The sequence below is a fragment of the Streptomyces sp. NRRL F-2664 genome (assembly GCF_000719345.1).
GTDB lineage: Bacteria > Actinomycetota > Actinomycetes > Streptomycetales > Streptomycetaceae > Streptomyces.
The window spans coordinates 223,807-247,512 of sequence record NZ_JOFX01000003.1; the positions used below are offsets into that span (position 1 = coordinate 223,807).

The window sequence follows — 23,706 nt, forward strand, 5'->3', positions numbered from 1 at the left end:
GCACGCTTTGTTACATCTAGTGGCATAGGCGCCCACTGCGCCATTCGGGGCGGGCAAACGGGGGTCCCCTCCCGGGCCGGAAGGAGAGGAAGGCCGTGCCCCCCGTGCGAGGAGTCGTGCGCCGCCGGTGCGCAGTTCACCGGCCGGGGCGCGGACCGGGCCCGGGTGGCCGACGACCACTCGGGCCCGGCCCTGCCGCACCGCGTCGGTCCGGGCGCCGGACCGACCGCCGACGCGATCACTGGACCGCAGGCGGGGCTCCGATCGGTGCAGCCGTCCACGAGGCGGCCACCAGGGAGCGTTCCGCCGCCGCCAGATGGGTCGCGGCCGCCAGCCAGGCCCAGGCGTAGCCATCGGGCGAGGGGTCGGCGAGCCGGCCGAAGGGGTCGCGCGGGCGCCGGTCGGCCTCGGCGGCGAGGGCGGCGGCCAGGTCCGCCGCGGCCGTCAGCCCGGCCCGGCGCAGCGGGCCGTACGCGACCAGGGGCGCCGTACCGCGCGCCGCCTCGGCGACGGCGCGGCGGCCGCCGGCGACGCCGGTCTCGAGGAGGCGGCGCACCCGCCACAGCGGGGCGTCGGCCAGGGGGTCCGGAGCGTCGCCGGCCGGCACGGGGCCGGGGGGAGCCGCGTCGGGCTGCGGGAAGTGCTCGCCCTGGAGGCGGTCGTAGCCGAGATCGGCCCGGCCCGTCCATTGCGCGGGCAGCCGCAGCGTGTACGGCGCGCCGGGCACCGGGCCGACGGCGACGGGGCGCAGGGTGGCGGCCCGGCCGAGATCGGGACGGCCCAGGACGCGCATCCGCAGTCCCGGGTACGAGGCGATGCGCCGCAGGTTCTCGGTGTGCGGCAGCTCCGGGTGCGGGTGCGCCGGCAGGAGCCGCAGCAGGGGCCCGTCCGGCCGGGCCTCGCGGACGAGGACGTGGTCGCCGGCCGCTCCGACGACCGTGACGTCGCATCCGATCAGGGCGGTTTCGATTTCGGCCGTCCCGGCCGGCTGCGCCAGCAGCTCGGCGACGGCCTCCGCCGCGGGGCGGGCGAACAGTGCGGCCCCGGGCCCGTCCGTCCACGGGGCGCCGGGCAGCGGGGTCGCCTTCACCCCGCGTCCGGCACCGAGCCGGCCCTCCGCGGAGACCGTCGCGCCGACGATGCGCAGGCCGCCCCGGGCGAGTCCGGCGTGGTCGAGGGTGGCACCGCCGAGGGCGACGGAGGCGCGCCCGGCCCCGCGGGCGCGGGCCAGTCCGCCCGGACGGACGTCCGAGATCGAGTAGCGGGAGCCGTCCGGGGCCAGGAGGTGGGTCACGACCCCGCCGTATCCGGTGGCCGAGAGCACCGGTTCCCGGCACAGGCCGTACACCTGGAGGCTGCCGCCCGGTGTGTAGGCGCGGCGGGAGGTACCGCTCAGTGCCGGGTCTGCCGTACCGGCGGCCAGCATCCCTGCGGTGTGCAGGAGTTCGCGGAAGGACCCGGTGAGGTCGCCCAGGCGGTGTGCGGTGCGGCGTTCGCGGGCCGCGCGCAGGCCTCGTACGACCCGGAGGGCGGCCGCCTCCGCGCGGGGCAGGCCGGCGAGGCGGGCGGTGTGCGCGGCGCGCAGCAGTTCGGCCTGGACGACGGCTCCACCGGCGGTGACACCGGCCGCGAGGGCCTCGGCGGCGGCCTGCCAGAGCGCGGCCGCGGCGCCGAGCTGGGCCGCGGTCGGGACGGGGTCGGCCGGCGCGGCCCACTCGTTCGACCCGGCCGGCGCGTTCGACCCGGCCGACTCCGCCGACCCACCGGACACCGCCTCCTGGTCCGTCGGCGCGGCCACGGGCTCGGCCGGTCCCTGCTCGGGCGCTGGGTCCGCCGGCGGGGCGTCCGCGAGCGGGGCGGCGCCGAGTGCCGCGGCGCGGTGCAGGCACCGGGGCGCCAGCAGACAGGTACAGGTGGCCTGTCCAGCCTCGGTGACCGTTCCCGCCGGGCCGGGGCGCAGGGTGACGACGGCGTCCTCACCGAACCGGAAGCTGAAGGTCCCGTCGCTCTCGGGGGTGCCGGTGTCCGCGCAGGCAGCGGTCGCGTCGTCCAGCTTCTTGCGCAGCCGCGCGGTGAGGTTCCCGACCGCTTCGGCGAGCACCTCGGGTGCGACGGGCGGCAGTACGGTGCTCAACGGGACTCTCCACGGAGGCGGTCGCCGACCCAGCGGGCGAGGGCGAGGGGACTGAGGGCGGCCACGGGCATACCGGCCGCGACGAGTTGCCGCGCCACCGGGACCGAGTAGCGGGGGGTTCCCGTGTCGTCCAGTGCGGCGCAGCCCATCAGGTGGGCGCCGGAGGCTGCCAGGGCGCGGACCTCCCCGAGCAGCCCGCCGATCGGGCCGCCTTCCTCGAAGTCGCTGACCACGACGACGAGGGTGCGGCTCGGGACCGTGATCAGGGAACGGGCGTGGGCGAGACCGGCCGCGATGTGCGTGCCGCCGCCGACGCGCACCTCCAGCAGCAGCGAGAGCGGGTCCTCGACGCGGTCCGTGAGGTCCACGACCTGGGTGGAGAAGGCGAGGAAGTGGGTGGACAGGGTCGGTACGCCGCCCAGGACGGCCGCGGTCAGGGCAGACCAGATGACGGAGGCCTCCATGGAGCCGGACACATCGACGACCAGGACGAGCCGCCAGTCCGCCTCGCGGCCGGCCCGGGTGCTGAAGACGGGCCGTTCCGGTACGACGACCACGGAGCCGTCGGCACGGCGGCGGGCGTGCGCGAGGTTGGCGCGCAGGGTGCGGGCCAGATCGAGCGTTCCGCCGGGGCGGCGGGTGGGCCGCGGGGTGCTGAGGCCGGACAGGGCCGGGCGCAGCCGGGTGGCCAGCTCCTTGGAGAGTTCGTCGACCAGTCGTTTCACCAGGGGCCGCAGCCGGGCGAGTTGGGCCTCCGGCAGTCCGCCGGCCAGGGACAGTACGGAGTTCAGCAGGTCCACGGAGGGCCGCACGGCCTCCGGGTCGAGCTGGGCGAGCACGTCGGTGCGGCCCGCTTCGGCGGCGCCGGCCAGTACCTCCTCGCGCACGTCGGCGCCGAACAGCGCCTCCAGCTCCTGCGACCACTCCCGGGCGGTGGGGAAGGAGGCCTCCTGGCCGCCGCCGCGACCCGGGCCCCGACCGGTGCCGAGGTCGCCGGCCCCCTCGCCGTGCCCGGAGCCGTACAGCTCGTCCAGTGCGTGCGCGTAACGGCGGGCGCCGGCGGGCAGCCGGTCGCGTTCGCGGCCGAGCAGCAGCCGCCAGCGGTCGGCGGGGGCGAGCCGGTGCGCCTGCTGCCCCGGGCTGCCGGCGGGCGGTGCGTCGGCGGCCGTCGGTGTCGGGCCGGCGGCCGCTTCCGGTTCCGCTGCCGCTGCCGGGTCGGGGTCGGCGGCCGGCTGCCGGGCCTGGGGCAGCGGAAGGGCCTTGAGCGCCGCAAGCCCGGCGGCGTCGGCGGCGGCCCAGAGGGCGAGCAGGGCGGGAGGTGCGTCGAGTGCGAGGTCGATGCGGTCCCCGAGGCGTTCGGTGACCGTCTCCAGCAGGCGGTCGCGGGCGGCCGGTGCAAGGGCGTCGAAGCCGCCGCGCAGGGCGGGCAGGCGGTCGAGGAAGTCCTCGTCGGCGAGGTGCTCGACGCGGTCCAGGAGTGGGGTCAGGGCGGCCGGGGACGACTGCAGCAACGGCCCGGCGGCGGTGAGGAGTCCGGCCAGGCGGCGGGTCAGGGCGCGCCGGCTGTCGGCGGTGCCGGCGCTGTCCAGCCAGCCGGCGACGCGGCCGCCGAGCGCCTCGGCCGGGTCGAGGTCGAGGAGGACCCGCACGGCCAGGGCGGCTCCCTGCATCAGCGGGGAGGCCGAGGCCGCCAGGGCGGCGAGCGCGGCGTCCGTGCGCAGGCCGAGGTGGTGGGCGGCGGCCCGGTCGGCGAGGGCGACGAGAGCGGCGGCGTCCGCCGGGTCCTCGCTGCCCGCCAGGCCGGGCAGCGAGCGTACGGCGGCTTCGAGGAGGTCGCCGGTGAGGGCGGCACAAGCGGCGCGGGATGCGGCGGAGGTGCCGGGCAGGTGCCCGCGGTGCAGGGCCTCCAGCAGGTCGAGGGCGTTGAGGAGTTCGGGCAGGGTCGCCGTCCCCGGCAGGGCGGTGGCCGCCTCCTGGAGGCGCACGTCGACCAGTTCGGGCAGATCGCACCGCGCGGCGGCGGCCAGCCCGGTGAGGATCTGGGCCGGGGTCGGCCCGCCGTCGGCGGCGGCCCGCCGGGCTGTCTCGGCGAGCGTCCCGGCGGCCGCCTGGGCGGCGGTGACGCCGCGTACGCCGGTGAGGTCGAGCCGGGCCGGGACGGAAGGCGTCCACGACAGCCGCCACTTGGTACCGAGGGCGGTGCCGTCGCCGGTGGCGGCGACCGTGAGGGGCTCGCCGTAGGAGGCCCCGCAGACGAGGAGGCGCTGGAGGAGGACCTCGCGGCGGCCGTCGAGCGCGGAGCGCAGCGGGTCGAGGCGGACCTCGCGGGGGGCGGGGTCCTCGGGACACGGCAGGCGCAGCTCGGCGAGTTCGGCCTCGACGGAGGGGCCGAGGCCGGAGCGGGGGGCGTGCGGGGTGATCCGCCCGCGGGCGGTGCCGACGAACACCGCTTCGAGGGCGTGGGCCAGGGCCCGGCCCCGGCCGAGTGGCTCGCCCTGGCCGAGCACGCTGGTCACGGCTTCCAGGAGTTCCCCGCGGCCGGGCGCGGGGAGCCCGCGCAGGACGGCGAGGTCACAGGCCAGCCGCAGCGTCTCGGCGGCTTCGCCGGTGCCGGCGGTGTGGCCGGCACGGCGCAGCTCCCTGCACAGCGCGGTGACGGCGACGGAGGCGGCTTCCCGGACCCGGACGGGGTCGCCTCCGGCGTCCAGGACGACCTGCTGCCAGAGCGGGTCGCGGATGCCGGCGGGGTAACCGGAGCGGGCGTCGAGCAGATCGAAGGAGTACGGCACGAGGGAGGTCACGGCGGTGTCCACCGGCCCGGCCGGGGCCGGGCCGCTCCCGGCGCCCTGCCCCTGCGCCCGGCGCGGCGCGACCGCGGCCCCCGCTTCGGCACCGGCCTCCGGCCCGGCGGACCCGCCGGGGCGGGCCGCGCCGTGGGCTGCTGCCGTGGCGGGTGCCGCGGCCGTCGGCGGGGCGGCGAGGGCCGGGGCGTGGAAGGAGCCGACGACCGCGGCCACGCGGCGGCCGCCGGCGGCGGCGCCGGCGATCACGGTGCGCATGTGGGCCTCGCGGGCCAGGTCCCGGGCCGGGACGGGGCCGTCCTCGCGCAGCGCCCAGCCGACGCCGAGCGCGGCGCGGCGGACGGCTTCCGGGGTGCAGCCCGGTGCAAGGACCTCGACAGCGCGGTCCCACATGTCGTCGCCGTCCCGGCCCGTCCCGGCGGCGCTGAGGGCATCGGCGAAGCCGCCCCGCGCCGTGCCCGGGTCCGTGGCGGCGGCCGCGTCCCGCGTGGGGGCGGTGCCGGAGTCGCAGGCCGGGGCGGTGTCGGGGCGGTCCGTGCCCGGGGACGGGTGCGGGACGGCCGGGGCGGGACTCCAGCCCGGGTCGGACAGGGGGAGGTCGCAGGCCAGGACGGCCGCGCCCGACCGGCGGGCCCAGCGGACGGCGGCCAGCTCCGGGGAGAAGTCCGCGAACGGGTAGAACGCCAGGCGGCCGTCCTCCCCGGTGCCCGCGAGGGCGACGGGGGCGACGGTCTCCGGGTCGGCCAGGTGCTCCAGCCACGCCTGGAAGTCCGCCGGGAGTTCGACGCAGACCACGTCCGCTCCGGAGGCGTCCAGCAGGGCCGGCACCACCGCGGCCAGCGCGGGGCTGTGGTGCCGTACCCCGATCAGGTAGGGCTCGCGGGCCGCGGCGAGGGCTTCGACCGCGGCCCGCGGGTCGGTGTGCGTCAACGCAGGCTCCCGCGAAGGTCCCAGAGGCGGCGCCACATCGCCGAGCCGTCCTCGGCGCGGCGCCGGACCGGGCCGTCCCAGTACCCCAGCAGCCTTCCGTGGTCGGCGGGGTCGTCCTTGCGGACGACGCCCAGCAGGTGCCCGGGCAGCAGGTCCAGTACGTCCCCGTCCGGCAGGTACGCGGCGGCGACTCCCAGGGAGGCCGCCACCTGCACGGCCTCGGCCGTGGACATGACCGTGCCGGGGCGTTCCACGTCCCAGCCCTCGGCGGAACGTCCCGAGCGCAGGTCGCGGAAGACGGTGACGAGCGCGTCGAGCACGGCGTCGTCGACCCCGAAGGCGGCACCGGCCCGCTCGACGGCGGCGACGGCCTGGCGGCGGATCAGGGTGGCTTCGGCGTCCGCGTCGGCGATCGGGGCGACGGTCTCGAAGTTGAAACGCCGCTTGAGGGCTGCGGACATCTCGGAGACGCCGCGGTCGCGCAGGTTGGCGGTGGCGATGACGGTGAAGCCGGGAGCCGCGGAGACGACCGCGTCCTCGGTGGCGGTCAGTTCGGGCACGCTGACCCGCCGGTCGGAGAGGATCGAGACGAGCGCGTCCTGGACCTCGGGCAGGCAGCGGGTGATCTCCTCCACGCGGACCACGCGCCCGGTGCGCATCGCCGACAGGACCGGGGAGTCGACCAGCGCCTGCGGGGTCGGCCCCTGTGCGAGCAGGAGGGCGTAGTTCCAGCCGTAGCGGAAGGCGTCCTCGGTGGTGCCGGCGGTGCCCTGGACGGTGAGGGCGCTCGTACCGCAGACGGCGGCGGCGAGCAGTTCGGACAGCATCGACTTGGCGGTGCCGGGCTCGCCGGTCAGGAGCAGGCCGCGCTCCCCGGCGAGAGTGACGACGCACCTCTCCACCAGGGCGCGTTCACCGACGAACTTGGGCGCGATGGCCAGCTTGGCCGGGAGGCCGGTGCGGCGCTTCGCCAGGGCCAGTTCGGTGCCGTCGCTGCCGCAGACGAAGGTGACGACGGCGCGCGGGGTCAGCGCCCAGCCGGGCGGGCGGGGGCCGGTGTCGTGGGCGGCGAGGAAGGCGAGCTCGGCGGCGTGGCGCTCCTCGGCGGGCAGCACCTGCCGGGCGGCGGGGGCGGATGGTGCGGTGACGGTCATGGGGTTCCTCTGTACGTGGACGAAGTGGGGGCCGGGGCGGGCGCCGCCCACCGTGTCAGGTGGGCGGCGCCGGCCCGGTGACGGGGTACCGGCCGGGTCAGCGGCGGCGGGTGCGGGTGCGCTTCACCTTCAGTTCCTCGAAGCGCGGGACATCGCCCTCCCGGACCCGCTGCCAGGCCCGCCGGTAGAGGTCCGCGGCCGGCTCGGCCGGCGCCAGGACGCCCATGGGCGGGCGGCCGCCTGCGGTGAGGCCGTACAGCGGCAGCTTCCACTGCTCCACCGGCAGCGCCGGGGAGGGCATGTCGGTCCACCCGCCGGGCAGGAACAGCGAGCGTCCGGCCCGGCCGCGGTCGGCCGTCACCACCAGCTCGGTGGCGGCCAGTTCGGCACGGGCGGCCTTGAGGCGCGCCGGCTTCCAGCCCGTCCACCGGGCGGTGTTGCGGTCGGTGGGGTCGGGCATGGCGAGCAGGGCCAGGTAGAGGGCGGCCGCGTCCGCGCCCAGCCCGTACGCGGTGCCCACCTCCTCCACCAGGTCGGGAACCGAGCGGCTCGGGTCCTGGGGCCACCAGGTGCCGTCCGCGTCGACCGTGCCGGCCGCGGGGGTGCCCGGGTCGGCGAGCAGCGCGGCGAAGCGCGGGTCGTGGGCGGCGCGCAGGGCCGTCTCGACCACGAGGGGCCGCTGGTCGTCGCCGCGGAGCGCGGGCAGGTACGGGTCGGAGCCGGTGGAGTCCAGCAGGGCGGGGCGGACCGCCGGCTTGGGCCGGTCGTCGTGGGTGGCCATGACGACCGCGCCGTAGCGCTCGTGGCCCTCGGCGGTCTCCGTCGGTGTGCCGGCGACCTTCCGGAAGTCCGGCAGGCTGGTGTAGTGGGCGATCTCCAGGAGCAGTTCGGGTGAGGCGAGCCGCTGCCGCACGGCGGTCAGTGCGGGTGGCAGGGACGCCCGCACGGGGTCGCCGGCGGGCAGCCGGTGGGCCAGCCAGGTGCACATGGCGAGGGTGGAGGTCAGCACCTGCGCGGTGAACGGGTCGGCGACCGCCACGGCGGGCTCCACGTGGTCGCCCTTGACGATCCACGGCACGTCGGTGGAGAGCTCGTGCGCGGCCGCCGGGTCCAGGACGGCGGCGAGCACCCGGTGTGCGGGCCGTCCGCCGCGGACGGCGCGGGCGGCCTCGGTGGCCAGCCAGTCCGGTACGGGCGTGCGTCGGCCCACGCGCCGGTTCCACACCTCCGCGGCGGCCGCCACGTCGGGGCCTTCGCTCCACAGGCCGGCCGGGTCGGCGGGCAGCAGGGCCGCGACCACGGCGCACCGGACCTCCGCGCCGAGGCCCTTGAGCTCGTCCCGGGCGCAGGCGGCGTCGGTCGCCTTGACGCCGAGGGCGGTACGGACCTCCGCGGGCAGGAAGTTGCGGTCCCAGCTGTCGATGTGCGGCAGACCGGCGACCACCAGGCGGGCGAGGGCTCCGGAGACCCCGGTGAGCCGCGAGAACTCCTCCGCGGCCTCCGGGCGGAACGGCGCCGGGCCGTGCTCGGCCGCCGCCCGGAGGAACCCGGTGAGCCAGCCGGGGCCCCGGTCCGGGTCGCCGACGGGTGCCGCGCGGCGCAGGGTGTAGGGGCCGGGGACGGTGAAGCGTCCGGTGGGGTCGTGGAAGAGGGCGCCGAACTCGTGGCCGTCGGGTACGGAGTCGCCCTGCTCGGTCAGGGCGAGGACGGCTCCGCCGCCCAGCGGCAGCAGGCTGCGGTGGTAGCGGTTGCGGTCGAGGCCGTCGGGGCCGGTGAGGTGGGCGTGGTCGAGATGGACCACGACCCGGCGCCAGCGGTCGGCCGAGCCCCGCGCGGAGGCCATGCCGAGGGTGTCCACCGCGCCCAGGAGGGTGAGGAGGGCAGCCCGCTGCTGCTCCGGGGTGGTGGTGGCGGCCGCCCGGTAGGCGGCGGCCGCCGGTTGGTCGAGCAGCGGTGCCCAGGTGAAGGTGGAGTAGGGCAGCGCGGGGGTGTCGAAGTGCAGCAGCCCGGGCACGGCGGCGACGTCGGTCGCGCCGCGGGCCGCGTCGAGCAGGCCGAGCGTGTGGTGGGCGCCGTCGCGGTCGCTGCCGTAGCGGTGGTGGCCGGACGCGAGCAGCCCGTTCAGGGCTTCGCCGAGCAGCTGGTCGGAGGGTCCCGGCTCGCGCTCGTCCACGGGGGCGGTGCCGGCGTCGAGCCGGGCCGAGATCGCGTCGAGGGCCTTCTGCTGGGTGAGGGCGAACCGCAGCACCTCGACGATGCCGCCGATCAGCTTGGGGTCGGTGACCTGCGGCAGGGCCGCGCTCACCAGGTCCGGCAGCTCGGTCGCCTTCGAGACCGCGGCAGCCGCCTTGAGGAGGGCGCCGACGCTCTCCCGGTCGGCGGTGCGCAGCGCGGCCGAGCCCTGCGGGTCGCGCGGGCGCAGTGCGTACCAGTGGGAGAGCGGCGGGAGGTCCACACTGCCGGTGCTGAAGGGGATGTCGTGGCGGTCGTTGCGCGTGTGGGCGGTGACGACGCCGTCGGGGTCGGTGAGGGCCAGCGTGCGCCAGCTGTGCGAGAGGGCGCGCGGGCGGTCGTCGCCGCCCGGGAAGGTGAGGGCCGCGGCCGGCCTGTCCCCGCCCTCGGGGACGGTGACGGTGCGTCCGGCGGTGTCGGTGCCGATCCAGCCGTTGCCGGAGAGGCGTACGGCGTGCCAGCCGAGGACGCCGTCGACGGGTGCGCCGAGCACGGAGCCTTCGACGGTGGGTGTGGGCAGCAGCACGCTGGAGTACCCGGAGGACGCCTTGGCCCCGTAGGTGCGCAGGGTGTCGGTGAAGAAGGCGGGTACGGAGGAGCGCCCGCAGGTGCCGCTCGCCGGGTCGTATTCGAGCCAGCCGCTGTCGTTGTCGTGGTCGCGCTGCCGCCACACCCAGTACGAGGTGCCGTCGGACAGGAGCGGCCGCTCGTCGGGCAGCCGGGTGTCGCCGGCGTGCAGGACTCCGCCACCGGTGGTGCGTCCGCCGCCGGGCAGCTGGAGGGAGATGTGGTCGCTGCGCAGCGACCAGTAGTTGCGGTTGGTCTCCAGGGTGAAGACGGTGCCCGGCGAGGATTGCCAGTAGCCCTCGATGCGGTTGGCGCTCCAGTCGGACCAGAAGACGAGCAGTTCGCCGTCGACGTAGTGGAATCCCGTGCGGCGGTGGGAGCCGGCCGGTACGCGCAGGTCGTGGGTGAGGACGGTCGAGTCGGCGTCGATGACGCGGACCTGGGCCGCGTTGGCGACGACCAGGTACGGCCAGGCCTCGACGACGGTGAGGCCGTCGCGGTCCCTGCCGGGGGTCAGTTCGGCGACGGCTTCCTCCCAGGAGGGCCAGGCCAGCTCCTCGAAGAGGCCGCCGCGCAGGGTGCGGGCGAGGGTTTCACCGAGGTCGGCGGCGGCCGCGGCGGCGACCTCCTCGGGGGCGAGCGCCAGTGCCTCGACGGGCAGCCAGGTGAGCCGCTCGATGGCGTCGGGCACCCCGGGCAGGCCGGCGGCGACGGAGGCGCGGGCGACGTCGGCCATCCAGGCGGCGAGCAGCGGGCGGGTGCCGGGCGAGGCGGCGACGTTGCGGACGATGTCGGCCCCGCCGTTGCCGATGGCGTTCAGCGCCCGGCGGAAGGCGGGCTGGAAACGGGGGTCCGCGGCGACCGCGGCCAGGTCGCGGCGCTCGGCGCGGGCGGACCAGTCCGACAGGTTCAGCGTGTCGTGGCGGTGCCTGGTCTTGTCCTCCTCGGGGGTGGCGACCGGGACGTCGAGGGTGAGCAGCAGGTCGAGGAGGTCGGCGTCCTGGACGCCGACGCGCAGGCCGGCCTCCCGCCCGGGCCGGTCGAGTTCGGCGCGCAGTTGCGGGGCGCAGCGCTCGACGACGTCGAGGAGGACCGGGTGGGAGGGGCGGCGGCCCCAGCCGGAGTGGCGGGCGGTGTGGAAGCGCTCGAGCCAGCCGGCGGTGCCGTCGGCGCAGCGCTCCTCCTCGGGCAGGTCGCCGTCGGCCAGTCCGGCCGTGGCGCCGGACTCCTCCAGGACGTCCAGCCACAGGTCGGTGAGGTCGCCGTCGCCGCCGGGCGGGGTCAGTCCGAGGAGGGTGCCGCGTACGGCGGGGACCCGGCGGGCGAGCGCGACGAGGGCGGTGCGGTGGGCCTTCCACCAGCCGAGGGCGGCGCGCAGGGTGGCGGGCAGGGCCAGCAGTTCGGCGAGGTAGTCCTGCTCGGGCTCGGTGCCGGTCAGGCCCGCGCTGCGGGCGAGGCGGCGCAGTTCGACGGCGGCCTGCGCGGAGGGCGGCAGTCCGCCGGCGGTACGGCGTACGCACAGGCGGCGGAAGCGCTCGTAGGCCTCGGCGGGGCTGACGCGGCCGGCCAGGGCCTTGCCGTAGCCGGCGAGGACCTTCACCGGCAGGGCGCCGGCCAGCGCGAATTCGAGGAAGACGGAGTCGAGGCGGTCCTCGTCGACGGCCAGGCCGTGCTGGGCCTCGGCGGTGCGGGCGCGGCCGAACAGCTGGGCGGCGTAGGTGGTGTTCTCGACGGCGAGGAAGAGGCGCGCGGCCTGTTCATGGAAGAGGGGCAGGAAGTGCGGCACGGACGCGGCGAGGCGGTCGGCCAGTTCGAGGCAGGCGTCGAGCGCGGCCTTCGGTTTGGTCTTGGCCTGCCGGGCGATCCGGTCGAGTTCGGGGACGACGGCGAGCGCGTGGTGGCCGTCCTCGGGGTGGTGCACGAGGACCCATTCGGGGAAGCCGAGTGACTGGCGCCGGCTCAGGCCGACGACGGGCGGCTCGCCCTCGTCGCGTACGAGGCCCAGGAAGCCGGCGGCGAGGTCCTCGGCGGCGCCGAGTTCGGCGGGGGCGAGCCGGACGACGACGCGGTCCTCGTCGAGTCCGGGGTGGCGGTAGCTGCGTGCGGTCAGGTCGACGGCGTCGGCTCCGGCACCGGCGGTGCCGCTGGGGAGGACGGCGCCGGCCTGCAGCAGCAGTTCGGCCCCCGTCGCCGCGGTGTCTCTCAGGTTCCTGCTCATGCGTCCCCGCCCTCCTCGATCTTGCGCCCGGCGTACAGCGCCGCGGCCATTCGCATTCCTTCGGACCAGGCCACCGGTCCGACCTTCGCCAGCGCCACCGCCCGGCCGTCCTCGTCGTGCCAGCTCAGTGCGCCGGTGGTGGTCTCGTCGTCGTAGTAGGGCTCGCCGATCCACACGGCCGCCTCGGTGCCGGTGCCGGCACCCGCGTCGCGGACCTTGCAGGTGGCGTAGCCGCCGGAGACCCGGTAGCCGAGTGCGGTCGCGCGGGCGGCGAGGCCGAAGCGGGTGGGGAAGACCCCGCCCGCGTAGTCGCGGACCTCGGTGGCGGTGGCGGAGACCTCGGCGGGCTTGCGCCAGGTGGCGCGGTGGATCTGCTCGACCTGCTGCACGATGCCCAGTTCGGCCGCGAACTCCCGTACGTCGTCCAGGTCGGGCAGCAGCACCGGGTGGGGCAGGGTCACCGTGCGCGGCGAGAGCCGTACGGTCTCGCCGTCGAGGTTGACCACCTTCAGTTCGCCGGAGGCGGTGGCGTCCCGCAGGAATCCGACCTCGTCGGGGTCGTCACCGACGACGGCCAGGTCGCGCAGGGCGTTCTGCCAGGCCTCGTCGGGCCAGACCCGGGCGAGCAGTTCGGTGGGGACGGGCAGTGAGGACACCATCCAGGCGTCGGCCTGGGCGACGCAGGCCGCCGCGTGCCGGTCGAGCCATTCGGCGAGCCGGCGCAGCCGGTCCACCTCGGGATGGTCCTTCAGTGCCTTGGGCAGCGTCTTCAACTGCCGTCCCGCTGCCCGGCCGGTGACGGACCTCGCCGCCACCCGCCCCTCCACCAGGGCGATCTCGTACCCCTCGCCCGCCGCCAGCCATGCCATCAGACTGTGCCCCTCCGCCTGTCCGTACCTGTCGCAGCGCAGCCCTGACAGGGGGACCAAAACCCCCCTGAGCTGCGGTATGTCGGGAGACTAGCGAGGGCCACTGACAACACCCGCCGCCAGGGGCCGCCATAAGTCGAATGTCCGATTCTGGGTAGGCTCTCCCGGACGGTGGCGGAGCGGTACGGGCTCGGGGGTGGGGATATGGGACGTCAGATACGGGTACCGGCTGCGCTACTGGCCGCGCTGCTGGTCGGCGGGGCCGGTTGCTCGGGCCCGGCCGTGCCGGACGGAGCGGGCGGCGGGGACCCGGAAGGGAAGCCGTCGGCCTCGTCGGCCGCGCCACCGGCGGGCGGTCCGGCGGGCGGCGCGCCGACCGGCGGGGACGTGCTGCCGGGCCTGGTCACCGCCGCCGAGGCGCGTGCCCGCCTGGCCGCGCTGAAGGTGGCGCCCGCGGGCACGATGGCGGGCTACAGCCGCGCCAGGTTCACGCACTGGGCGGAGCAGGGCGACAGGTGCGACACCCGCGAGACGGTCCTCCAGCGGGACGGCGCCGAGGTGAAACGGGACGGCGAGTGCCGGGCGGTCTCCGGCAGGTGGAAGAGCCTGTACGACGGAGCCGTCGTCACCGACGCCGGTGAGCTGGACATCGACCACGTCGTGCCCCTCGCCGAGGGCTGGCGCTCCGGTGCGTCCGGCTGGGACGCCGCCCGCCGCAAGGCGTTCGCCAACGACCTGACCCGCCCTCAGCTGCTTGCGGTCACCGCGGCCTCCAACCGGTCGAAGGGCGACCAGAGCCCCGACCTGTGGCAGCCGCCCGACCGTTCGAGCTGGTGCCAGTACGGACGCGCCTGGACCACCGTCAAATCCGCCTACGAGCTGACCGTCACCGAACCGGAGAAGAAGATGCTCACCACGATGCTGGACACCTGCACCTCATGACCGGCGTGCCGCAGCGCTGGCAGGACGACGTGCCGGCCGGTCCGGGCGGCGCCATGACCGATGAGGTCGGCGTCGTCACGGGTCCTCTCACCCTGCGCACCACCGTGGCGGGCGGCGGGCTGGTCCGCTTCGACGTCCAGTACCAGGACGCCGACGAGTGGTACACCCTCACCGGCAGCCCGCGGCCCCACCACGGCGCACCGGCCGCCCTGCACGCCGCGGCCCTCGCGGCGATCCGCGCGGGCGGCGGCGCCGTGGCCCCCGGCGCGGCCCCCTGATCCGGGTCGCGGCACGGCGATGCCCAGGGGCCGGTTGCCCGCGGGCAGGCGTTGGGGCGCCCCGTGCCGGGTCGACGACCGCTCCAGTGGCCGTACCCGGGCGTGGCCGCCCGTGACGCGGGCCGGGCGGCCGTCCGGGGGCACGGCCCGTACTGGCTCGGGCCCCGTACCAGGTCAGGCCTCGTAACTGGTCAGGCCTCGTACTCGGAGAGGTCGATGCCGTGGACGTGGACGGCGTGCCCGTACCGGGGGTCGGTGGTCTCGCGCTCCCGCACCATGTCGAGCTTGCGGATCACGTTCTCGGAGGCGGTGTCTCCGAGCCGGTTCACCGCGACGACGCGGTCCAGGCCGCGGTCCTGGAGGGCGAACTCCAAGGTGGCCTGGGCGGCTTCGGAGGCATAGCCCTGACCCCAGTACTGGCGCCCCAGCATCCAGCTGATCTGCACGTCGGCGCGGGCGTCGGGCAGGTCCTCCAGGACCGAGAGGCCGACGGCTCCGATCAGTTCCCCGGAACCGAGCAGCTCGACGGCGAAGAGCCCGAAGCCCTCCTCGTCCCACTCCTCCTCCCAGCGCTCGATCGCCTCGGCCGTCTCGTCGAGGCCGAGGGTCGAGCCGTCGCCGACCCAGCGCATCACCTCCGGGTCGGCATGGATCTCGGAGAGGGGGACGAGGTCGTCGTCGGTCCAGAGGCGGAGCAGGAGTCGGGGGGTACGGATCTCGGTCATGCCCCCATCCTGCCGAAACCCGCAGGACCAGCGGTAATCGGCCACTGCGGCGGTGTGGGCCGCCCGGACGCTATGAGTGGCGTCGGCGGCCGTCGACAGGTCCGCCGGGGAGTCCGTCGGTCCGCCGGGCGGCGTCGGTGCGCGTCGGGACGCAGGCCCACAGCGCGATCCCGATGAAGAGCACCTGTTCGGGAATCCTGAACCAGAGCGGCGTCGCCGGCTCGCCGGCCAACGGCACCTGCGCGACGGCCGCGTAGATGTTGGCCGGGAGCATCAGGACGAACAGTGCGGCGAGGCCGAGCCCGGCCGTCGGCCGAGTGGCCTCGCGGACGAGGCCGGCGGCGCCGAGGAGTTCCAGGACGCCCGTCGCGTAGACCGCCAGGCGCGGGAACGGCACGAAGGGCGGGACCAACGCGACCAAGTCGTGGTGGCCGGGCACGGGGCCGACGGCGGAGGGCACGAAGTGGGCGCTCGCCGTGAACAACAGCATGACCGCCATGCCGTGCAGGACGGACACCCTCCAGGTGGCGAACCGTCCGACGCCGAACGCACCGAGCAGCCTCCACACCACTGTCGGGACGGCGATGAGCATGAGTGTGCCGAGCATGGCAGGAGGAGATCCTTTCGTCGGGTGGGTGGCACGGTCGGTCGTACGCTCCGGCCGGGTCGGCGGACGGGAGCCGTCCCCGGACGACGGTGACTTCACCCGGCCGCCGCCTCAGCACCCCGGCGGCGGGGGTGCGGCCGGCAGGTCACCCGAGGAGGGTGATCCCGATCACGCGTGCCCCGATCTCCGTGCGCGGGCGGTGGACGCTGCCCGGTGTGAACACCACGTAGCTGCCCGCCCCGAGGCGCCGGCCGCAGTCGATGAACTCGCAGGACACCACGTAGTACCGCTCCTCGCTTTCGTGCACGTCCTCCTCGGGCCACTGCGCACCCGGGGCGAAGTCGTACACCCACCCGCGCGCCCGCTCGGTGGCGGGCAAGGGCCTGCGGAGGATGCCGGGAGCCACTTCGGTCGGGTCGACGTCATCGACATGGACGATCTGCACGGTGCCGGTTGCGTGGGTCACGAGCACCATGCTTGCGGCCGGTTTCCTTCCTCCCCAGAGTCAGGAGTGACGCGGAGGGATACTTTTCTGCCATGAGCCTCGCCGACGTGGTGCGCGCGGCCCGCCCATCCGTTGCGTGTGCGCGGTCTGCGCCGAGCGTAGGATGCGGCGTCTGTCCGAGCGCCTTCTCCACGGCCACCGGGGCGCCCTCCCCGGCAGGGGCGCCCAGCTCCGCCTCGGGCACGATCTTCGTGACCCTCTCTCTCCACATCGGAAGAGCGTCTCAGGCGTGGATGTCCGGCCGGAGGAAATTCACGTGACCGGCGGGGCCGGTCCTTCCTACGATCGGGCGCCGCACCATCTGCCCTCCTGTCGCTGAACGGTCACCGCATGAAATCCTTGATCCCTGGCGTGCTGCGCGACGAACCGCAGTTCGCGCGCCTGTTCATGGGGCAGTCCCTGTCCGTGCTGGGTGACCGTGTGTCGTTCGTGGCCGTGCCCTTCGCCGTGCTGTCGGTGGGCGGGTCCGCCTCTGACGTCGGCCTGGTGGCGGCCGCAGGGCTCGTGCCCATGCTGCTGTTCACCCTGGTGGGCGGGGTGTGGGCGGACCGCTTCCGGCGGCACCGCATCATGCTGGCTTCCGACCTGGTGCGGTTCGCCGTACAAGGGCTCATTGCCGTACTGCTGCTGACCGGTGTGGCCGAGGTACCGCACCTGGCCCTGCTGATGCTCGTGTTCGGCACGGCGGATGCGTTCTTCATGCCCGCTTCCACAGGACTGGTGCCGCTGGTGGTCGCCCCGGACCGGCTGCGGGAGGCCAACGCCCTGCGCGGGTTGGTGCAGTCGTCCGGGCTGGTGCTCGGCCCGGCCCTGGCCGGTGGACTGGTCGCACTGGCCGGCCCCGGCGGCGCACTGGCCCTGGACGCCCTGACCTTCGCAGTCAGCGCCGCGTTCCTGGCCGGGCTGAAGCCCCGCGAGACGGCATCCGAAACGGCATCCGGGACGGCGAAGGGCGCTGCAGGCGAGTCCTTCCTGGCGGAACTGCGCGCCGGCTGGGCTCAGGTACGCAGCCGGACGTGGGTGCTCTCCGGCCTGGCCGGCATGGCGGTCTACCACGTCGTCGTACTGCCGTCGGTTTTCGTGCTGGGGCCCGTGCTGGCCGAGCGTGAGTGGGGCGGTACGGCAAGCTGGTCAGTGGTGGTCACAGCCTTCGGTGTCGGGGCCATTGTGGGCGATGTGTGCGCCTACCGGCTCAAGATCGCTCGACCCATGGCCCTGGCCGCTGCGGCGCTGGCTGTCGCCTCATGTCAGGCGATCATCATCGGATCCGGCGCACCACTGGTGGTGATCGCGGTCCTTGAGGCGGTCACCGGCGTGGCGGTGTCCCTCTTCTTCGTCCTGTGGGAGACGGCGTTGCAGACGCACGTGCCCGAGCAGGCCCTGTCCCGCGTCAGCTCCTACGACCATCTGCTGTCGACGGGCCTCATGCCGGTGGGACTGGTGCTGGCCGGTCCGGTGTCCGAGTCCCTCGGCCTGCGACCGACTCTGTACTCGATGACGGTCATCGCGGTCCCCGCCACGCTCGCGCTTCTCTGCGTCCCGGCCGTACGACGCCTCCCGGCGCGTGCGCCGGGCACGACGAGCGGCAGTGGCAGCGTGCACGCCGCCTCGGAACCCAGCCTGCCGTGAGCCGAGGAGCCGGGGCTGTCGCTTCCCGCGTCATGGTCTGCCCGTGTTGCCGGACGGCTTCACGTGGTCCGGGCGGTGACCGTGAGCGCGCGGTGGCTCTCGGCCAATCGGGCTCCGCGGGTGTGCTCCATCCGGATGACGGAAGGGGCCCCGGCCTTCCGGCCCCCGGGTCCGCGTGGGGAGTGTTCAGCGCGTCCGTCGAAGCAGCCGAAACGAGACGCGGCCCCGGGGAGGTGGAACGGGGTCGGCGTCTGAGCGCATACGGTCGGGCCACGCCGACGGCACTCACCGCGGACCACGGACCGACGAACGAGGAGATGAGCGTGAGCGCGCAGACGAAGAAGACGAGCCGGTCAGCGCTGGGCACGGCACTGCTGCTCATGGCCGCCATGACGGCCACCAGCGGCTCTGCTGCCGCCCAGGCTTGGGGAGCCGATGCCCCGGCTGCCGCAGAGCAGGCCCGGCTGACAGGGCGGTGGACCGAGCCGGTCGACAAGAACCGCCCGGGAATCACCTTCTACACCCAGCAGCTGACCTTCACCGCGGACGGCCGTTTCGAGCAGATCAACGACGTGATCTGCAACCTGGACGATTGCCCCGCATTCAAGATCGGCGTCAACACGGGCACCTACCGCACGGAGGGCAGGACCATCCACCTCGACGGCAACCTCGCAGACCTCCACGGCGTCGTCCGATCCAGCAACACCATCGTCCTCGACCGCCGCGTTCTTCACCGCACGGGCCCCGACGCCTCGGAATAGCTCGCCGGGCTGTGGAGGAGGGACGTCCGGAGCCGGTTCCGGCCTGGCGGTTGAGCGACCGGGCCGCCCTGGAGCAGGCCGTGGCGGACGCCATGCGTGTCCGACCAGGCATCGAGGTGCCGGCCGCACGACCTACGGGGAGTGGAAGCGGACCTCGGGGGCGTCGGCGGAGGGGCCGTCCAGGACGGGCCGAGTTTCTCCGAGCAGGTGCCGGTCGAGGAAGGCGCCGACGTAGCGGCGGGTCAGTTCGACGGAACGGGCGCCGGGCAGCGGATTCTCGGGGTCGTTCAGGCCGAGCTGCTCGCCGATGGCCGGGAAGTCGCTGAAGGTGAAGTGGCCGGAGCCGTCGAAGGTGATCCAGCGTTTCCAGCCGTCGAGCTGCGGCCAGTCGCGGTCCCAACTCGCGTTGCCACCGGGGCCCCGCTGCTCCGCGCCCAGGAGCATGAAGGGGCGTCCGCCGAGTCCGCCGTCGAGTACGGGTGTGGCGTTGCCGCCGTCCATGTTGACCCCGGCGCGGATCCTCGGGTCGGTCGCCATGGCGGCGATCGCCGAGGCGCCGCCGATGGAGTGGCCGGCCATGGCGATGCGGCCCGGGTCGACGAGGCCGGCGTGGCGCCAGGCGGGGCGGGGTCCGGTGAGGCGGTCCAGCAGGAAGGACACGTCGCGGGCACGGTTGTCGCTGACCGCCCGCATGCCGGTCTCCTGCGCCTTGTCGCAGGCCAGGCAGGTCAGCACACGGCCGCCGGGGAAGGCGGTTCCGACGCTCTCGTACGCGTGGTCGACCGCGGCGACGACGTAGCCGCGGGAGGCCAGGTCCTCGGCGAGGGCCGTGAGGGTGGCGCGGTGGACGGTGAAGCCCGGCGAGAGGACGACCAGCGGGTGGCGTCCTGCCAGGGGACGGGCGCCGGAGCGGGAGGCGCTCGCGGTACGGGTCAGGGTCTCGACGGGCACGGCCTGCTCCAGCCCCCGGTCGGCGAGCAGCAGCCGGGCCTCCTCGCGCGTGAGGTAGCGCGCAGGGGTACCGGTGTCGCGCCGTGCCGGATAACGCATGGTGACCATGAGCTCGCGGGGTCCCGAGCCGGCCCACGGGTCGGTCCGGCTGCGGTCCACCAGGTGCAGGTCGTCCCGCCCGACCGCGTACGGGCCCGTGGGGCGCGGGAGTTCGACGGCGGGGCGGCTGCGCTCGGCGGCGGGCGGAGGCGGCGGGCCGGCTGCGGTACCGGCCGCGGTACCGGTACCGGCTGCGGCTGCGGCCGCGGTACCGGCCGCGGCGAGCGGGAGCGGCAGGAGCAGGGCGAGTAACGCGGCGGCGGCGACGGTTCGGCTTCTGGTCGTGATCATGGTCATGGTCATGGTCCGACGCTATGCACCGCGGCCGGGTCGGTCGTCACCTTGCCGGTTGATCCCGCTGTCCGTCCCGGGGAGGGCTGCGCGCCGTTCGTCACTCCGAAGTATGAGTGCCTGCGGGGACGGTGATGGCCCGGAGCTTCTCCCGCAGGTACGTGTGGGAGTCCACGGGGTCGTGCACGACGCGGCCGATGGGCGCGGGCAGGGACTCCACCCGCGTGTGCGCGTCGCATTCGTAGAAGTAGACGAGGGAGATCAGTTCCTCGGCCGGGGCGTCGGTGGGCGGGGGCAGCACGCGGTGGCGGCCTGCCCGCCAGCGGTCGCCGGTCCAGCGGGCCATCAGGTCACCGATGTTGACGGTGAGCCCGGCGGGGTCGAAGGGCGCGTCCTGCCAGCCTTCGGCGTCGGTGTGGATCTGCAGGCCTCCCGAGCCGAGCTGCCGGTCCAGGACGGTGAGCGTGCCGAAGTCGGTGTGGGCGCCGATGCGGAACTGGCCCGGCAGGGGTGTGCCGACGGTGTCCGTGCCGGGATACCAGTTGATGTTGAACCCCCAGGTGGGGTGTCCCGTGTGGCGTGTGAAGCGGTCTTCGTCGAGCCCGAGGGCGGTGGCGAGGAGTTCCAGCAGTTCGTCGGAGAGGGCCTTCATCCGTTCCAGGTACGCGGTGACCAGCGGCCGGAGCGCCGGGGCTTGCGTCGGCCAGGTGTTGGGCCGGAACCACTCGGCATCCACGGCGGCGTCGCCGGTGGGCTCGTCGGCCGCGAAGGACCAGGACTCCTTGAGGTCGGGCGGCGAGGACGTGCCCTCGGCGTAGCTGTTGGCCTCGGCGCCGGGTCCGAGCCAGCCGCGGCCGCCGACCGTGACGGCGTACTGCTGCTTGAGGGCGGCCGGGAGCCGGAAGAACTCCCGTGCCGTGCTGCGGATGGCGGCGGGGAGCGCGGGGTCGACGCCATGGCCGGTCACGAGCAGGAATCCGGCCGCGCACAGGGCCTCGTCGACCCGGGCGGCCGTACGGGCCCGCTCCCGCGGTCCGCCGGAGCGCCACGCGCCGAGATCGATCACGGGAACCTGCGATCCGGGCATGGGAGACCTGCCTTCCGACGCTGCGCAGTGGTGTCCGCGAAACCGAGGCTATCGCCGTGCGGAGGCGGACGGGGCCGACACGGAACGTGAGCCTCGGCCACTTCGTGTGCGCGTCGCAGCCCGCGGCCCGCGATGATCGTCCCGAAAAGGACCAGAATGGAACGACGGGTGCCTCGACGGACGGAGCGTGCGGTGGAGATTTCGACGCGGGAGGTCTTCGGGGCGCCGTGCTGGGTGAGCCTGATGACGCGCGACCTCGACACGGCCCAGCGCTTCTACCGTGCGGTGGCCGGGTGGCGGTTCCGGCCGGCCCGCCTGGGCGGGGCCTTCTCGGTGGCCTTCCACGACCGGGTGCCGGTGGCGGGCATCGGCGCACTGGCCGCCGATCTGGGGGTCGCGGCGGCGTGGACCCCGTACTTCGCCGTCGACGACGCCGACGTGGCGGTCGACCGCATCCGGGAGCGCACGGGCACCATCGCGGTCGGCCCGGTCTCCTTCGAGTCCGTTGGGCGCGCGGCGCTCGTCGCCGACCCGGACGGGGCGGTCTTCGGGATCTGGGAGGGCGACGTGGCCGCGGACTGGCGGGCCGGTAAGGGCCCCCTCCCGGCCTGGCTGGAGCTGCGCACCCGCAATGCCCTCGACGCGGCGATGTTCTACGGCGCGGTCCTGGAATGGGCCACCGACCGGCCCGGCTGCTGCAGCGTCTCCTACGAGGACGACCAGGTCGTCCTGCGGCAGGGCGGTGAACCGGTGGCCCGCCTGAACAGCGGTCCCGTCGAGCTCGCCGCCTACTCGCCGCACACGCGGCCGCGCTGGCACGTGCACTTCCGGGTACCCCGCCTCCGGCCGGCGATCGAGGCGGCCGCCAGGCTCGGCGGGCGGATGGTCTCGGACATCGCCTCCAACGCGCGGGAACGCTGGGTGACGCTCCGCGACCCCGACGGCGCGCTCTTCACGCTCACCACCGCGCTCGGGGCCGACTCGGACGAGGACCTCGCCCGCCCGGGCCTGTACTGACCGGACGGGCCGGCCCGGGCCTCGGCGGATCACCTTCGGTGACGGTTCGAGATGCGGCTGCGCGGCGGTGCTGGTTCGCTGTATCCGCCCGTTCTCCCCCCATACGAGGAGCGATCATGAGCGTTTCAGGCGAGTCCCGCGGCCGGGTCCAGCAGATGCGCAACAAGGCCCAGGAGCTGAACGAGGCCGCCCAGCGGTCCACCGACCCCGAGGAGCGCCGCCGGCTCCAGGACAAGGCCCGCCGCCTGCAGGAGCAGAGCGAGCAGGAGAGCCGCATCGACGACCGGGGCATGGACCCCATGTAGCGTGCGGCTCCCCTCACCCACCGCGCGGCGGCCGGTGGCCGCCGCGGCCGCCGGCCGCCGCCGTGCGCGCTCCCGTCGCCGGGCCGGCCCGCGACGACGTACGCGGTCCCTACAGCCGGACCTTCCAGTCGACGGTGGAGCGGAGGGTACGGGCGATCCCGGGGTCCCGCACCGACGGTGTGCGGTCCTCCGCCGTCACCGACAGGCGGTGGGTCCGCAGGTCGAACAGCCACAGCTCCGCCACCGACACCTCGGTGCGGCCCTCCAGGCGCCTGAGTTCCCTGCCGTCCAGGTACCAGCGGACCACGAGCCGGCGGCCGTCGGCGCCGGCCAGTTCCGGAACGCGGACCTTCGCCGTGCGGCCCAGCCGCAGGGTCCGGTCCGTCGGGGTGAGCGCTGTGGCGATCTTCGCGTGCTGGTAGAACCCCCCGATCATGGCCTCGACGCCGGGGAGGTTGAAGGGTTTGCCCAGGACCCGCATCAGGGAGTTGTCGGTGGGCCGGTACAGGCCCGTCACGTAGTAGTTGCCGCCCTCGTACGCACCGACGGTGCCGCCGTCGGGCGACTCCTCGCCGAGCCAGCGGTACCACTTGCTGCGCTGCGCCGCCATCCGGTCGGCGGTCAGGCCGGAACTGTTGGACTCGACCGGCTCGGGCCCGGTGTACTTCTCGTAGTCCGGCACGCCCGGGTAGAAGTACTCGTCGGCGAGCTTGCCCAGCGAGTGGCCGGTCTCGTGGATGGCGACCTGGCCGGACTTCGGATGGCCGGCCGAGGCGGTGGATATCCCCTCGTAGCCGAGGGTGGCGCTGCGCTCGTTGTAGCCGGCTCCCCCGTACTTGGCACTGTTGGCCAGGACGACGACCAGGTCGGCCTCCGGCGCCTTCGCCACGTACGCGTCGACCTTGGGCTGGTCGATGCACAGCAGCCGCTCGATGCCGCCGCACCAGAAGGAGGAGCCGAGGGCGGTGTCGCGGACGGTCGCGGGGTCCGGGTCGCCGGAGACGCCCGACTCGCGGGAGACCGCGTCGACCGTCCAGAGGTTGAAGAGGCCGCGGTAGGTGGCGTACGGCTCGACGGCCGCCACCTCCGCCCACTTCTGCTCGGCGTCCGCGTGGAACCGGGGCAGTTCGGCCGCGGTGTAGCCGTCGCCGATGACGACGACGTCCAAGCGGTCCGCCGTCGGCCCGTTGTCCAGGACCTTCCTGACCCCGCCGTCGGCCGCACGCTCGGCCTCGGTGAGCCGGCCCGGGCTCTTCGCCGGACTGCCGGCCGCCGGCACCAGGAGGTGTCCGGATCCGGCGTCGCCGCCCTGCTCCGGCCCGGGGATCTCGACCTCCACGCGGGTCCCGGCCGGGTCGTCCGCCGCGTCCGCCGGGCCGGCCGCCACCAGGGCGGCGGTCGCGACGACCATCGCGAGCGCCGCGCGCAGCGACGCACGCCGTGCCGTTCCTCTGGTCCTGCCTCTGACCGGATGCATGAAGTCTCCCCCTGGGAACGGAAGTTAAGCGGCTTGATAAGTGCGATGAATCGGCTGCTTAAACTAGGCCGCCCGACGGTGCCGCGCAATGGCGGACTCCGGTTCAATGTCGGGGAGTTCGAGCAAC

General features: G+C 75.1%; 17 protein-coding genes. 6 read left to right on the top strand and 11 right to left on the bottom strand.

The window, feature by feature from the left end:
- Positions 1–238 precede the first annotated feature (238 nt).
- From IF89_RS0105575 to IF89_RS0105595, 5 genes are all read right to left on the bottom strand, one after another.
- Entirely contained in the window at positions 239–2,134 is a 1,896-nt protein-coding gene (locus tag IF89_RS0105575; protein ID WP_030762015.1) for an SWIM zinc finger family protein, read from the bottom strand.
- Positions 2,131–5,865 (bottom strand): vWA domain-containing protein, encoded by a 3,735-nt coding sequence (locus IF89_RS0105580; RefSeq protein WP_030762018.1) that lies wholly within the window; start codon positions 5,863–5,865, stop codon positions 2,131–2,133. The genes IF89_RS0105575 and IF89_RS0105580 overlap by 4 nt, the downstream gene beginning before the upstream one ends.
- Positions 5,862–7,019, bottom strand: coding sequence for an ATP-binding protein (locus IF89_RS0105585; RefSeq protein ID WP_030762022.1), 1,158 nt, complete (start codon positions 7,017–7,019; stop codon positions 5,862–5,864). The genes IF89_RS0105580 and IF89_RS0105585 overlap by 4 nt, the downstream gene beginning before the upstream one ends.
- A 97-nt stretch (positions 7,020–7,116) precedes the next feature.
- Positions 7,117–12,036, bottom strand: a complete 4,920-nt coding sequence (locus tag IF89_RS0105590; protein WP_051806817.1) for a hypothetical protein — start codon at positions 12,034–12,036, stop codon at positions 7,117–7,119.
- The gene (locus tag IF89_RS0105595) at positions 12,033–12,905 is read right to left on the bottom strand and encodes a DUF4132 domain-containing protein (protein WP_030762037.1); all 873 of its coding nucleotides are present in this window, start codon (positions 12,903–12,905) and stop codon (positions 12,033–12,035) included. Before IF89_RS0105595 ends, IF89_RS0105590 begins: the two co-directional genes overlap by 4 nt.
- A 204-nt stretch (positions 12,906–13,109) precedes the next feature.
- On the opposite strand from IF89_RS0105595, the gene IF89_RS0105600 reads away from it, so the two are divergent.
- Together IF89_RS0105600 and IF89_RS0105605 are read left to right on the top strand one after the other, a co-directional pair.
- Positions 13,110–13,847, top strand: coding sequence for a GmrSD restriction endonuclease domain-containing protein (locus IF89_RS0105600; RefSeq protein WP_051806818.1), 738 nt, complete (start codon positions 13,110–13,112; stop codon positions 13,845–13,847).
- A complete protein-coding gene (locus IF89_RS0105605; RefSeq protein ID WP_030762043.1) occupies positions 13,844–14,125 on the top strand; it encodes a hypothetical protein in 282 nt (93 codons plus the stop codon). Before IF89_RS0105600 ends, IF89_RS0105605 begins: the two co-directional genes overlap by 4 nt.
- A gap of 191 nt (positions 14,126–14,316) precedes the next feature.
- Here IF89_RS0105605 and IF89_RS0105610 read toward each other — a convergent pair whose 3' ends face one another.
- The 3 genes from IF89_RS0105610 to IF89_RS0105620 all read right to left on the bottom strand — a co-directional run bounded on the left by IF89_RS0105610 (position 14,317) and on the right by IF89_RS0105620 (position 15,923).
- On the bottom strand, positions 14,317–14,850 hold the full coding sequence (locus tag IF89_RS0105610; protein ID WP_030762046.1) for a GNAT family N-acetyltransferase: 534 nt from the start codon (positions 14,848–14,850) through the stop codon (positions 14,317–14,319).
- Positions 14,851–14,920: 70 nt separating this feature from the next.
- Positions 14,921–15,457: a hypothetical protein gene (locus IF89_RS0105615; RefSeq protein ID WP_051806819.1), complete on the bottom strand. Its 537-nt coding sequence runs from the start codon at positions 15,455–15,457 to the stop codon at positions 14,921–14,923.
- 145 nt (positions 15,458–15,602) lie between these two features.
- A complete protein-coding gene (locus IF89_RS0105620) occupies positions 15,603–15,923 on the bottom strand; it encodes a cupin domain-containing protein (protein ID WP_234327662.1) in 321 nt (106 codons plus the stop codon).
- 369 nt (positions 15,924–16,292) lie between these two features.
- On the opposite strand from IF89_RS0105620, the gene IF89_RS0105625 reads away from it, so the two are divergent.
- On the top strand, positions 16,293–17,591 hold the full coding sequence (locus tag IF89_RS0105625) for an MFS transporter (RefSeq protein WP_043193035.1): 1,299 nt from the start codon (positions 16,293–16,295) through the stop codon (positions 17,589–17,591).
- Between the two features lie 323 nt (positions 17,592–17,914).
- Positions 17,915–18,352 carry a hypothetical protein gene (locus IF89_RS0105630; protein WP_158717809.1) on the top strand — a complete coding sequence of 146 codons (438 nt, stop codon included), beginning with the start codon at positions 17,915–17,917 and terminating at the stop codon, positions 18,350–18,352.
- A gap of 132 nt (positions 18,353–18,484) precedes the next feature.
- Here the strand turns inward: IF89_RS0105630 and IF89_RS0105635 are convergent, their stop codons facing one another.
- Together IF89_RS0105635 and IF89_RS0105640 are read right to left on the bottom strand one after the other, a co-directional pair.
- Positions 18,485–19,705: an alpha/beta hydrolase family protein gene (locus tag IF89_RS0105635; protein WP_030762060.1), complete on the bottom strand. Its 1,221-nt coding sequence runs from the start codon at positions 19,703–19,705 to the stop codon at positions 18,485–18,487.
- Between the two features lie 88 nt (positions 19,706–19,793).
- Positions 19,794–20,780, bottom strand: coding sequence for an isopenicillin N synthase family dioxygenase (locus IF89_RS0105640; RefSeq protein WP_030762063.1), 987 nt, complete (start codon positions 20,778–20,780; stop codon positions 19,794–19,796).
- A 243-nt stretch (positions 20,781–21,023) separates the two neighbouring features.
- On the opposite strand from IF89_RS0105640, the gene IF89_RS0105645 reads away from it, so the two are divergent.
- Entirely contained in the window at positions 21,024–21,797 is a 774-nt protein-coding gene (locus IF89_RS0105645; RefSeq protein WP_030762065.1) for a VOC family protein, read from the top strand.
- Between the two features lie 116 nt (positions 21,798–21,913).
- A complete protein-coding gene (locus IF89_RS0105650; RefSeq protein WP_030762069.1) occupies positions 21,914–22,102 on the top strand; it encodes a DUF6381 family protein in 189 nt (62 codons plus the stop codon).
- Between the two features lie 109 nt (positions 22,103–22,211).
- Here the strand turns inward: IF89_RS0105650 and IF89_RS0105655 are convergent, their stop codons facing one another.
- A complete protein-coding gene (locus tag IF89_RS0105655) occupies positions 22,212–23,579 on the bottom strand; it encodes a M64 family metallopeptidase (RefSeq protein WP_078628107.1) in 1,368 nt (455 codons plus the stop codon).
- Positions 23,580–23,706: the final 127 nt, after the last annotated feature.

Bases quoted from the DNA above. Each gene is read 5' to 3' on its own strand.
- IF89_RS0105585 (WP_030762022.1), bottom strand. From the start codon at position 7,019: ATGACCGTCACCGCACCATCCGCCCCCGCCGCCCGGCAGGTGCTGCCC.
- IF89_RS0105590 (WP_051806817.1), bottom strand. From the start codon at position 12,036: ATGAGCAGGAACCTGAGAGACACCGCGGCGACGGGGGCCGAACTGCTG.
- IF89_RS0105595 (WP_030762037.1), bottom strand. From the start codon at position 12,905: ATGGCATGGCTGGCGGCGGGCGAGGGGTACGAGATCGCCCTGGTGGAG.
- IF89_RS0105600 (WP_051806818.1), top strand. From the start codon at position 13,110: ATGGGACGTCAGATACGGGTACCGGCTGCGCTACTGGCCGCGCTGCTG.
- IF89_RS0105605 (WP_030762043.1), top strand. From the start codon at position 13,844: ATGACCGGCGTGCCGCAGCGCTGGCAGGACGACGTGCCGGCCGGTCCG.
- IF89_RS0105610 (WP_030762046.1), bottom strand. From the start codon at position 14,850: ATGACCGAGATCCGTACCCCCCGACTCCTGCTCCGCCTCTGGACCGAC.
- IF89_RS0105615 (WP_051806819.1), bottom strand. From the start codon at position 15,457: ATGCTCGGCACACTCATGCTCATCGCCGTCCCGACAGTGGTGTGGAGG.
- IF89_RS0105625 (WP_043193035.1), top strand. From the start codon at position 16,293: ATGAAATCCTTGATCCCTGGCGTGCTGCGCGACGAACCGCAGTTCGCG.
- IF89_RS0105635 (WP_030762060.1), bottom strand. From the start codon at position 19,705: ATGACCATGACCATGATCACGACCAGAAGCCGAACCGTCGCCGCCGCC.
- IF89_RS0105640 (WP_030762063.1), bottom strand. From the start codon at position 20,780: ATGCCCGGATCGCAGGTTCCCGTGATCGATCTCGGCGCGTGGCGCTCC.
- IF89_RS0105645 (WP_030762065.1), top strand. From the start codon at position 21,024: ATGACGCGCGACCTCGACACGGCCCAGCGCTTCTACCGTGCGGTGGCC.
- IF89_RS0105650 (WP_030762069.1), top strand. From the start codon at position 21,914: ATGAGCGTTTCAGGCGAGTCCCGCGGCCGGGTCCAGCAGATGCGCAAC.
- IF89_RS0105655 (WP_078628107.1), bottom strand. From the start codon at position 23,579: ATGCATCCGGTCAGAGGCAGGACCAGAGGAACGGCACGGCGTGCGTCG.